The organism is Streptomyces sp. NPDC044063 (genome assembly GCF_056434285.1).
Genome location: NZ_JBWKFM010000027.1, coordinates 11,196 through 24,111, shown reverse-complemented (window position 1 = coordinate 24,111; position 12,916 = coordinate 11,196). Strand labels below are relative to the sequence as shown.

General features: G+C 73.2%; 1 protein-coding gene (running past one end of the window). It reads right to left on the bottom strand.

Annotated elements, in window-relative coordinates:
• A protein-coding gene (locus AC07BS_RS27575) for an SDR family NAD(P)-dependent oxidoreductase (protein ID WP_478934828.1) crosses the window boundary here: on the bottom strand, nucleotides 1-12,916 show its 5' end (the start). It extends 14,888 nt beyond the left edge of the window; 12,916 of the gene's 27,804 nt are visible here — the first part of the coding sequence; the start codon lies at nucleotides 12,914-12,916; its stop codon lies beyond the left edge, outside the window.

Here is a 12,916-nt window from a genome sequence, read left to right as displayed (position 1 = left end):
CGAGCCCGTTCCGGTGCGCCGCGTAGGCGTCCATGAACGCGTTCGCCGCCGCGTAGTCGGCCTGTCCCACGTTGCCGAACGCACCGGTGAAGGACGAGAAGAGGACGAGGAAGTCCAGGTCCGCGTCCCGGGTCGCGGTGTCCAGGTGCACCAGCCCGGAGACCTTCGGGGCGAGAACGGCGGAGAACTCCTCGGTCGACTTCTTCAGGATGAAGCCGTCCCTGAGCACCCCGGCGGAGTGCAGGATCCCGTCCACGCCGCCGTACGTCCGGCGCATCCGGTCCACGAGCGCGGTGACGTCCTCCTCGACGCCGACGTCCGCCTGACGGTACTCCGCCTCGGCGCCCAGCAGCCGCAGCCGCTCCAGGAGCTCTTCCTTGCCCTCGTCCGGCGCGGCACGTCCGGTCAGCACGAGCCGGGGCCGGTCCACCTTCGTGGCGATGTCCCGCGCGAACAGCGCGCCCAGCCCACCGGCACCACCGGTGATCAGGTAGACGCCGCCGTCCTTCCACGGCAGCGGGGGCTCGGGGTCGCCCTCGAACTCGTGCCACCGCAGCACCTCGCGCACACCGGACCGGTACCGGACCGCCGCGTCCTTCGGCGCGGCCCGGTCGGCCTCCACCTGGGACGCGGCACGCTCCGGACCGTCCTGCGGGTCCACCAGGACCAGTTGCCCCGAGACACGGGGGTTCTCCAGCTGAGCCGTCTTCAGGATGCCCGCCAGGCCCGTCGGCAGCCACGCGTCCGCGTCGGCCGGGGCGACCAGCTGGACGTGGACGGCGTGGTGCGTCCGTTCGGCGAGCAGTTCCCTGACCGTCGCGAAGACCTGCCGGGCGTGGTCGGAGTACCGCCCGTCGACGCTCGTCGACGGAGAGTCCAGGAGCACGACCCGCCCGGTTCCCCGGGCCCGCAGCGCCTCCGCGACCTCGGGAAGACCGATGAGCAGGGCGAGCCCGGCCGGCGTGCCCTCCGCCTGCTCCGCGTCCCGCGTCCGCTCGTGGGCGACCCAGCGCGGCGCGGCGAGCAGCTCACCCGTGGGCCGCTCCGCCGGGAGCGCCCGCAGCGAGACGCCCCGGAGCCGCACGCTCACCTTCCCCGCGTCGTCGCAGAGGTCGATGTCGAGACGGCGGACCGCGGCACCGGCGGACGCCGGCGCGTCGGCGCCGGTGCGCACCCACGCCCACATCGACGCGGTGCACGCGCCGAGCACCCGCACCTCGTCCACGGCGAACGGCAGGAGCAGTTCGCGCGGCGCTCCCTCCCCCGGCACCATGCCGACGCAGGCCTGGAGCGCGGAGTCCAGCAGGGCGGGGTGCAGCCCGTAGGTCCGCAGGGTCGTGCCGACGGCCTCCGGCAGCGTCAGCCGGGCCAGGACCTGGCCGTCACCGATCCACAGGCGCTCGACGCCCCGGTGACCGGGGCCGTACGCGATGCCCTGCGCCCGGAACCAGTCGTAGACCTGGTCGGCGTCCACCACGGTGCTCCCGCACTCCGTGCGCAGGCGCGCGATGTCCACCTCGGCGTCCGTGGGGGCCGCGGCGGGCTCCAGCGGCACCCGCACCACGCCCTCGCCGTGGACCACCGGGTCCCCGTCGACGCGCGGGCCGACGATCTCGTAGCCGATCTCGTCCTGTCCCCTGGGCAGCAGCCGCACCTCGACGGCCCGGTGCCCCTCCCCCACCGTCACCGGCCGCGCCCACACGGTGTCGGCGATGGTCAGCGCGCCGTGCGGCTCGTCCAGTGAGGCCTCGACAGCGGCACGTACCAGCTCCAGGCAGGCCGCGGCGGAGAGCACACGCTCACCGCGCACGCGGTGGTCGGCCAGGAAGAACTCGTCCCCGGTGAACACGGAGGTGAACCGCTGCCCGCTCAGACCGGACGTGTTCGTGTGCACCAAGGGGTGGAGCCGCGCCGCGGCCGCCGGCGGCCGCTCGGTCTCCGTGCTCGTGGTGGGCCAGTAGCGCTCGCGCTGGAAGGGGTAGGTCGGCATCGGGATGCGACGCGGCACGCCCCGCCGGGGGAGCCTGCCCCAGTCGACCGTCACGCCCGTCACCCACAGCTTGAGCAGCTTGTCGAACTTGCCCTTCTCGGCCCAGGCGCCCAGCGTGCCGGCCATGTCGTCGTCCGCGGCGAAGAGCCGCAGCGCGTCGTCCCCGCGCCGCTTGACCGTCCCCCGGTGGAGACCGGGGACGTCACCGTCGCCGAGGAAGCGCGTCAGCTTGGCGACGAGGTCGGCGGTCGTGTCCGCCACCAGACCGAGGCGCTCCTCGAACTCCTCCCGGCCCGTCCGCAGGGTGTGCGCGACGTCCGCGAGCGAAGCCCCGGCGCCGTCCTCGTCGTCGAGCCACCGCACCAGCCGCTCGGCCCGTTCTCGCAGGGCCTCCGGTGTCCTCGCGGAGAGGACGACGACCTCCGGGCCCTCCTGGTGGCCCTGGCGCACCGGCTCGGGGACGTATTCCTCGACGATCAGGTGGGCGTTGGAGCCGCCCGCGCCGAAGGAGGAGACCCCGGCGACGCGCGGCAGCTCCGTGCCGTCGGCCGACAGCGGGCGCTTCCACTCCGTCAGCCCGCGCTGCACGTAGAAGGGGCTGTTCTCGAAGTCGATGTGCGGATTCAGCACGTCCGAGTGGAGCGAGGGCACCAGCTGCCCGTACTTCATCTGCAGCAGCACCTTGGTCAGACCCGAGATGCCGGCGGCGCTCTCCGCGTGGCCGATGTTGCTCTTCACCGAACCGATCGCGCAGAACCGCTTGTCGTCCGAGTACGCGCGGAACGCCCGCGTCAGGCCCGCGACCTCGATCGGGTCGCCGAGCGACGTGCCGGTGCCGTGCGCCTCGACGTAGCTCACCGACCGCGCGTCGACGCCCGCTTCCCGCAGTGCCCGGCCGATGACGTCGTCCTGCGCGCGGGGGTTGGGAACCGAGTAGCCGTTCGTCTTCCCGCCGTGGTTGACGGCCACGCCCCGGATGACGCCGTAGATCGTGTCGCCGTCCTCCTCCGCCTTCGCCAGCGGCTTCAGCAGGACGGCGCCGACGCCCTCGCCGGGGACGTAACCGTCGCCGCCCCGGCCGAAGCTCTCGCACTGCCCCTTGCTCGACAGGTACCTGCCGCCCGCGAGCATCAGGTACTTGTTGGGGTGCAGGGAGAGGTTCACGCCGCCCGCGACGGCCAGCTCGCAGCCGCCCGTCAGCAGGCTCTGGCACGCCAGCTGGATCGCCGTGAGCGACGAGGAGCACATCGTGTCGACGGCCATGCTCGGCCCGTGGAGATCGAAGAAGTACGACACGCGGTTCGCGATCGACGACGCGCTGCCGGCCAGCGTGAGGTTGCGGCCCCTGGCCTGCTCCTGGGCGGCGTACAGCTGGTACTCCTCGTACATCACCCCGACGAACACGCCGACGTTCCCGCCGGGGCCGCCCTCGCCGCGATCGCGGCCCAGCGCCGCACGGGTGTAGCCCGCGTCCTCGAACGTCTCCTGCACGCACTCCAGGAACAGCCGCTCCTGCGGGTCCATGTACTCCGCCTCGCGCGGAGAGATGTTGAAGAACAGCGGGTCGAAGCGGTCCGCCCCCTCCAGGAAGCCGCCCCACTTCGAGTACGTCCGCCCGGCGGCGTTGACGTCCGGGTCGAAGAACCGGCTGTGGTCCCACCGGTCCCGCGGCACCTCGGTGACGCAGTCCTTGCCCTCGGCCAGGTTCCGCCAGAACTCCTGGACCGACCGCGCCTGCGGGTAGCGCCCCGCCAGGCCGACGACGGCCACGTCGACGGAGCCCGCCGCGCTCCCGGGGCGGGGCCGCGTCACCCTCCGGGTCACCCGCGCGAAGCGCGGACGGGAGGCCGGGACGGGACGGGCGGCCGGGGAACCGGTCGCCGGCACCGGCGCGTCCGCACCGAGCAGGTTCCGCAGCTCGTCCTCGTGGGCCTCCAGGAAGTACCCCGTCAGGGCGCGGATGCTCTGGTACTCGAAGAACAGGGTCTTGGGCAGCGAGCCGAAGACCTGCTCCAGCCTGGTGGTCAGGGCCAGCGTCATGACGGAGTCGATGCCGTAGACCTCGAACGCGTCGTCGGCGTCGATCCGGTCCGCCGCCATGCCGAGCTCCGACGCCAGCAGCCCGATGAGGTACCGGGAGGTCCCCTCGTCGAGCCCGTCCCCGCTCACGGCCGGCCCGGCCGGTGCGGCGGCAGCGGCGTCCGACGGCTCGGGAGCCTCCAGGGCGGGCGGTTCCGGCCGGGACCGCGTGGTCGCGTCCCCGGCCTCGTAGGGCCTGGCGGAGAACCCCTTGAACCGGCAGGCGACGACGCCCGATCCGTCGCACAGGTCGATGTCGAGCTTGCGCACCCGGCTCCCGGGCCGGTCGTCGGCGCTGCGACGCACCCAGGCCCACATCACCTCCTGGCACGGTCCGAGGACCCGCAGCTCGTCCAGGGCGAACGGGATGTGGGCCGCGTCCTGGAGGCCCAGGCCGATCGCCGCCTGCGACGCCGAGTCCAGCAGGCTCGGGTGGAGCACGAACGCGTCGAGCGAGTCGTGCACCTCGGCGGGCAGCCGCAGCCGGGCGAGCACCTGGCCGTCCCCGGCCCACACGCTCTCGACGCCGCGGTGCGCGGGCCCGTACGCCAGGCCGAGCCGCTGGTAGGCCTGGTAGCAGTGCTCCGCGTCGAGCCGCGTCTCCGCGCACGCGGCCCGCAGGCCGGCCAGGTCCACCGGGTCGGCGGACGCCGGCTCGCCGAGCGAGACCACGCCCTGGCTGTGCACCACGGGCACCGCCTCGTCACCGGCCTCCTCACCGGCCGTCTCCGGCACACCGGAGATCTCGAAGGCGACCTCGCCGTCCCCGGTGGCGTACAGCTCCGTGCGGACGCGGACGGGCCGCTCCCCGGCCTTGACGGGGTGCGCCCACACCACGTTGCGCAGCGTCAGCCCACCCGGGTGGTTCTCGACGGACGCCGTCACTGCCGCCCGTGCCATCTCCAGGTACGCCATGCCCGGCAGCACGCGGTCGCCCTTGACGACGTGGTCCCGCAGGAAGAACTCGTCGCCGGAGAACACCGAGTCGAACCGCTGGGCCTCCAGGGTCGAGGTGTTGGTGTGCACCAGCGGGTGCGACCGGGCGCCGCCGTCCACGGCCGCTCCCGCCGCGCTCGGGGCGGTGACCCAGTGGCGCTCGGGAGCGAAGGGGTACGTGGGCAGGGGGACGCGGCGCGGCGTCGTGGTGCGGGCGAGGAGCTCCCAGTCCACGCTCAGGCCGTCCGCCCAAAGGTCCATCAGCTCGCCGTGCTCACCGTGCTCGAGCCGGCGCCGCACCGTGCGCTGCTTGTCCTCGTCGGCCTCGAAGTCCGCGAGCGCCTCGCGGGTCACCCGCGTCCGGCCGTGGCGCACACCGTCGATGTCCCGGTCGCCGTCGAGGAACGCCCGGAGTTTCTCGAGCAGTTCGTCCCGGCTCCCCACCAGCAGGGCGAGCCGCTCCTCCATGGCCTCCCTGCCGACCTGGAGCGTGTACGCGATGTCCGCGAGCCGGGCGGTCCGGCCCCCTTCCGGGAGCCAGTGCACCAGCGCGCGCACCTTCTCACGCAGGCGCTCGGCGTTCTTCGCCGACAGCACCACCAGCTCCGGTGCCGGGGCGGGGACCGGCCGGTCGTCCGGCCGGTCGTACTCCTCGAGCAGCACGTGGGCGATGGCGCCATGGGCGCCGAACGAGGAGACGCCGGCGATGCGGGGCACCTCCGTGGTCACCCCGGCGACGGTCCGCACGGGCCGCTTCCACGGCTCCAGCTCCTGCTGGACGCGGACCGGCGAGGCGGAGAAGTCGATGTAGGGGTTGAGCTTCCGCGCGTGCAGCGAGGGCGCGATCATCCCGTGCCGCATCTGCAGGACCACCTTGGTGATGCTCGCGATGCCCGCCGCGGCCTCCAGGTGGCCGATGTTCGACTTGACCGAGCCGATCGAGCAGAACCCCGTCCTGTCGGTGTCCTCGCGGAACGCCCGGGTCAGACCGGTGATCTCGATCGGGTCGCCCAGCGACGTACCGGTCCCGTGCGCCTCGACGTAGCTGACGTCGTCCGCGGAGATCCCGGCGTCCCGCAGCGCGGCGACCAGCAGGTCGGCCTGCGCCGACGGGTTGGGCACGGTGGTGCCGTTGGTCCGTCCGCCGTGCCGCGTCGCCACGCCCCGGATCACGGCGTGGATGTGGTCGCCGTCCTCGACGGCCCGGTCCAGGGACTTGAGCAGGACACAGCCCACGCCCTCCCCGGGAACATAACCGGTGCCGCCCTCCCCGAACGAACGGCAGCGTCCGTCGGCCGCGAGGAAGTTCAGCTGGCTGAGCGCCACGTACTTGTTCGGGTGCAGCGACAGGTTCACGCCCGCCGCGAAGGCCATCGACGTCTCGCCGCTCCTGATGCTCTCGCACGCCATGGCGACCGCGTACAGCGAGGACGCGCAGGCCGTGTCGACGGTGAGGCTCGGCCCGTGGAGGTCGAGGAAGTACGAGACGAGGTTGGCGGCCTCCGCGCGGTCGGACACGTCCTGGCCGCTGTAGAGCTGGTACTCGTTCCAGGTCATGCCCAGGTACACGCCGACCTTCCCGGACCCGTCGGGGTTCAGGCCCCGCCGGGTGTATCCGGCGTCCTCCATGGCGGCCCAGGCCGCCTGGAGGACGAGGCGCGTCTGCGGGTCGGTCGCGGCGGCCCGCTTGGGCGGGATGCCGAAGAACATGCTGTCGAAATTCTCGGCCCCGTCGATGAAGCCGCCCCACTTGCTGGTGGTCCTGCCGGGCCTGGCCCCGGGGGCGTAGTACGCGTCCTTGTCCCACCGGTGCGGCGGGATCTCCTCGATGCAGTCCTCGCCCTCGCGCAGCACGTCCCAGAACCGGTCGAGGTCGGCGGCGTGGGGGTAGCGGCCGCTGATCCCGATGACGGCCACGTCCCGGGACCTCCCGGACGGGCTCGACGGCTCGACGCGCGCGGTCACCCGGGCCCGCCCGGTCGTGGCCGCCGGCACGGCGGGGATCGCCGCGGTGGCGGTCGCCGCGGCGGTCGTCCGGCCGGTGTCGAGCAGTGCCGTCATCCGCTCCGCGTGTTCGCGCACGAAGTACCCGGCCAGGTCGCGGATGGTGCGGTACTCGAAGAACAGCGTGCCGGGGACCGAGTCGAAGTCCTTGCCCAGCAGTCGCAGCAGCTCCAGGATCTGGATCGACTCGATGCCGTACTCGCCGAGTTCGGCGGCGGCGTCGATGCGCTCCGGCTTGATCCTGAAGACCTGGGAGATCATGCCCTTGAGGTGGTCGACGGCCCCGGTGAACAGGTCGGGGGCGGCCGTCGCGGCCGGCTCGGCGGCCGGGCCCGGCTGCTCGCGCGGGGCGGACACCGGTGCCGACTCGCGCTCGGCGACACGCAGGACCCGTTCGATCCTCTCCCGGTCGCCCTTGGCCACCACGACCTGCGTCTCGTCCGAGGCCAGGATCGTCATCAGCGCCCCGATGCCTTCCGACGTCCCGAGGCCGCGCAGGCCGGAGTGGTCGAAGTAGAGGGCCTTCGACGTGGCGTCCCGCTCGATGTCCCCGAGCATGCCGCCCTCGTCCCAGTAGGGCCAGTCGACCGAGACGGTCCGGCCGCTGCGCTCGCCCCCGGCCCGCAGCGCCTCACGGTGGTGGGCGTAGGCGTCGAGGAAGCGGTTGGCGGCCGCGTAGCCGCCCTGCCCGAAGTCGCCGACGTGGGCGGCGATCGACGAGAACAGGACGAAGAAGTCCAGCGACTCCTCGCGCGTCATCTCGTCCAGGTGAACGGTTCCGTGCACCTTGGGTGCCAGGACCCCGTCGAAGTCGGCCTTCGTCGCCGTCAGTACGTCGCTGCCGCCCATGACGCCCGCGCTGTGGAAGACCCCGTCCAGCCGGCCGAACCGCGCCCGGGCCGCGTCGATCGCGGCGCGCACCGCGTCGCGGTCGGCGACGTCGCACCGCAGGTACGCGACCTGCGCGCCCGCCGCCTCCAGCGCCGCGATCCTCTCCCGCAGGCCCGCGTCGAGGGCCCTGCGGCCGAGCAGGACGAGCCGCGCCCGGCACCGCTCGGCGAGGTACGTGCCGAGGTGCCGGCCGAGTTCGCCCGCCCCACCGCTGATGACGTAGACGCCGTTCTCCTTCAGCGGCAGGCCGGACGGCACGGCGTCCACGCCGGCGGTCCACCGTCGCAGCACCCTCGTCGAACGGACGCCACCGGAACGCCGGGCCTCCTGCCCGCGCGCGGACGTCCCCTCCAGGACGCGGAGTTCGTCGAGGACGCCGGCCACCACGGACTCGGCGTCCGGCGCCCCGTCCAGCTGGAGCGTGTTCATCCGGATCAGGTGGTTCACCGGGGTCATGGCCCGCGCGAACCCCGAGAGCGACTGCGTCGCCGCTCCGGCCGGCCCCAGCTCCCCCGGGACGACGGACAGGTGCTGGACTTCGTGTTCCAGCCCGGTGCGGTGTGCCGCCCGGAAGAAGTGGAGCAGGCTCTCCAGCTCGACCGTGCGGTGGGAGCCGTCCGATGCCAGGGGCCACAGGTTGACGACGGCGAGCGGGGTCCGGCCCGGGAGACCCACGGCGGCCAGCAGCCGGTCGAAGTCCGCCTGGCCGAGCCGGTCGACGACGTAGTGGTCGGCGGCGCGCTCCTCGAACGACGCGCCGGAGCTCACCTGGATCACGGCTCCCGCGTGGTGCCGGCGGAAGAGCGCGACGCGCGCCGGTTCGTCGTCGAGGAGCAGCAGGGTCGGACCGGGGCCCGGTTCCGTCGTGGTGTCCGCCGTGGTGTCCGCCGCGACCCAGCGCGGCACGTAGAAGTGCAGGTCCTCGCTCCCGTGGCCCGCGCCGCGCGGTCGCGCCGCCTCGGGCTCGTCCCGCCCTTCGATCCAGAACTCCTCGCGGGCGAAGGGGTAGGTGGGCAGGGACGTGACCGGCGGCACCCGGTCGCCGAACAGGCCCTCCCACTCCAGGTCATAGCCCTGGCGGTACAGGTCGGCCAGCGCGCGCAGGGTGTCCTGGTGCTTGCCCCGGTCGCCGGTCGGGCCGCCCGCGCGCGCGACCAGCTGCTCGGCGTACTCGGCGAGCGCGGCCTGCGGCGCGAAGTCCCGCGGACGCACGCCCTGGAACGTGTTGGGCCCCTCCTGGCCTTCGAGGATCCGGCGGAGCAGTCGCGCGGCCTCCTCGGGCGTCGCCGCGAGCAGTGCGCAGCGGTGCGCGAAGTGGTGCCTGCCGACCAGGAGCGTGGCGCTGATCCGGGCGAGACCGGCCGTGTCCTGGCCCCTGTTCTCCAGGAAGGCCAGGAGGTCGGCGATCCTGGCCGTCAGCGCTTCGCCGGTCTTGGCCGAGAGCACGAGGAGGTGGGGACGCGCGGGGTCACCGGTGTCCGCGGCCTCGGGCGCCTCGTACCCCTCGACGACGACGTGGGCGTTCGTTCCGCTGATCCCGAAGGAGCTGACCGCCCCCAGCCGCCTCCCGCCGGGCCCGCTCTTCCAGGGGCGGGTCTCCTTGTTGACGTAGAAGGGGCTCCGCGCCCAGTCGATGTAGTCGCTGTCCTGCTCGCAGTGGAGGCTGGCGGGCAGGGTTTCGTGCCGCAGCGACTGCACCAGGGCGATCAGGCTCACCACCCCGGACGCGGCCAGGGTGTGCCCGAGGTTGCTCTTGACCGACGTCAGCGCGCAGTACTGCTTCTTGTCCGTGTACGGGCCGAAGGCGTCGGCGAGGGCGTTCACCTCGATGGGGTCGCCGAGCCGGGTGCCGGTGCCGTGCGCGACCACGTGCTCGATCCCGCTCGGGTCGATGCCGAACCGCTCGTACACGGAGCGCAGCAGCGAGGACTGCGCCGTCCTGCTGGGCGCGGTGATGCCGTTCGTACGGCCGTCGTAGTTGATGCCGCTGCCCTTGATGACGGCGTGGATCCGGTCCCCGTCCGCCAGGGCCTTGGAGAGGCGCTTCAGCACCACGACGGCGACCGCCTCGCCCACGACCATCCCGTTGGCGCGCTTGTCGAAGGGGCGGCAGACGCCGTCGTCGGACAGCATCCCGGCGCGGTCGGCGTGCTGGAGGAACTGGGAGGTCGCGAGGATGTTGACGCCCGCGGCGAGCGCGGTGTCGCACTCGCCGGTGCGCAGGCTCGCACAGGCCTGGTGCACGGCGGCCAGCCCGGCGGAGCATGCCGTGTTGATCGCGAGGACCGGTCCGGAGAAGTTCAGGAAGTACCCGAGGCGCGAGGCCAGGATGCCGTCGTGGGCGGAGGTGAGGGTCTCACCGCTGCCGGCGACCCGCTGGTAGTCGCCCTGCTCGGCGCCGACGAACATGCCCGTCGTGCTGTCGCGGAGCTTCCCAGCGCCGTAGCCCGCGTCCTCCAGCGCCCGCCACGACTCCTGGAGCAGCAGTCGCTGCCGCGGGTCCATGGCCTCGGCCTCGCTGGGGACGATCTCGAAGAACAGCGGGTCGAACTCGGCGGCGCCCGGCAGCCAGCCGCCCCTGGGCGCGTGGTCGCCGGGTGCCCCGGCCCAGTCCCGCCGCCGTTCCGCCGGAAGGGGCCCGACCACGTCCCGGCCGCCCGCGAGGATGTCCCAGAGGTCGTCGGCCGTCCGCGCCTGCGGGAAGCGTCCGCTCAGACCGATGATGGCGATGTCGTCCTCGCCGGGAACGGCGGCCGGTACGGAGACGGGCTCCGGACGCGGCGACCCGGCGCTGTCCCGCCGCACGGACGGCCGGGCCTCGGTCCCCTCGGCCCCCTCGTACGTCCGCGCCACGGCTTCGCCGTGATCCCGCACCAAGTGATCCTGGATCATGCCGAGCGTGAAGTGGGTGTAGAGGTCCGACGGCGTGAGGTCGATCCCGTAGTACTCGCTCAGCTCGGCGGCCAGCCGGGTGTTGCCGACGGAGTCGAAGCCCAGGTCGGAGAGCTTGTCCGCCGGTCGGACGCCGTCCGCCGGCAGCTTGAGCACGCCGGAGGCGATGCGGCTGAGGTCGGCCCGGACCAGGTCCGCGACCTCCGGTCGGTCGCTCCGCTCCGGGGGGAGCTGCCCGGCCGGGAGGTCGGGCGCGGAGTCGGGCGCGGAGTCGGCCGTGATCCAGTACCGCCGCGCGTCGAAGGGGTACGTCGGCAGCCGGAGCTTCTCGGTACGGACCGCGGAGAAGAGGTCGCGCCCGCGGAGGTCGGCGCCCGCGGCGAAGGACTCGGCCAGGGCGGAGAGGTGCTGGACGTACTCGGGGTCGGGGACGTCCGCGCCGAGGTGGAAGCCGGGGAGTTCGGGCCGGGGCGCGGACGCGGCCTCTTCTCCGCGGTCCGCACCGAGGTTGTGGAAGCAGCCGGCGGCGGCGCCCTCGCGTGCCAGGTCGTCCAGCGCGTCACGCAGCTCGTCGACGTTCCGCACGACGAACGACGCGCGGACGTCGAAGTGTTCCCGTCCCAGCAGCAGCGTGGCGCTGAGGTCCATCAGGTCGACGTCGGTGCCCGCGCGCCCGAGCCAGTCCGCCAGGTCCGCGGCCCGGCGCCGCAACGCCGTCCCGGTCCGGCCGGACAGACAGACGAGGTGGGCGGGGCGGGGCCGCGGCGCGACCGGCTCGCCGGCCGGCGCCTCCTCCAGGATCACGTGCGCGTTCGTCCCGCCGAAGCCGAACGAGCTGACCCCGGCGCGGCGCGGGAGCCGCTCGCCCGCCGCCGAGCGCGGCGCGTCCCACTCCCGCGGGGAGTCCACGACGTAGAAGGGCGTCCTGTCCAGCGTGATGGCGGGGTTCAGCTCGGTGAAGTCCGGCAGGCCGGGCATCTTCTTGTGCTTCATCGAGAGCAGGACCTTGATGACGCCCGCGATCCCCGCGGCGGCTTCGAGGTGGCCGATGTTCGGCTTGACCGAGCCGATTCCGCAGTAGTGGTACGGCCCGGATCCCTTGCCTTTGCCCTTGCCCTTCCCCTTGCCGTCACCCCGGGCCCTGCGGAACCCTTCCACCAGTCCGCGGACCTCGATCGGGTCGCCGGTCGGCGTACCGGTGCCGTGCGCCTCGACGTAACCGACGGTCTCCGGCGGGACTCCCGCCTGGGCGAAGGCCTTCGAGATGACCCTGGCCTGCGCGTCGGCGCTGGGATAGGTGAGGCTGCGGGTCCGCCCGCCGTGGCTGACGGCGCTGCCCCTGATGACGCCGTGGATGCTGTCGCCGTCGCGAACGGCGTCCGCGAGCGGCTTGAGGAGCACCAGTCCGCCGCCCTCGCCACGCACGTACCCGTCCGCGCGGACGTCGAAGGTCTTGCAGGAGCCGGTCGGGGACAGCATCCCGACCTTGGAGAACGAGACGGTCCGCTCGGGCGTCAGCACCAGGCTGATGCCGCCCGCGATCGCGACGCCGCACTCCTTCTGCCGCAGGGACTGCACCGCCAGGTGCACGGCGTCCAGCGACGCGGAGGACGCCGTGTCGACGGTCACGCTGGGGCCGGTGAAGTCGAAGAAGTGGGACACGCGGTTGGCGATGACGGCGCCCGCCGTGCCCGTGGCGTGGTGCGCCGCGGGCTCGCGCGCCTCCGCTTCCTGTAACCCCTTGTAGTCCAGGTTGAAGGCGCCGATGAAGACCCCGACATCGCTGCCGGCCAGCTCACCGGGGCGCACGGCGGCGTCCTCGAGGCAGGACCAGGCGAGGTGGAGCATGATCCGCTGCTGCGGGTCCATGCTCTCCGCCTCCAGCGGGGACACCCGGAAGAACGCGGCGTCGAAGGACTCCACGTCCTTCAGGAAGGCGCCCCACCTGCTGGTGCCCGGACCCTCCGTGTCCGCGTACGCCCGCCAGTCCCAACGGCTGCCGGGCACCTCGCCGATGTGCGAGCGACCGCTCTCCACGGTGGTCCAGAACTGGTGGTAGTCGTCAGCTCCGGGGAACCGACAGGCCATACCGATGATGGCGATGTCGTTGTCGTTGCTCTGCAC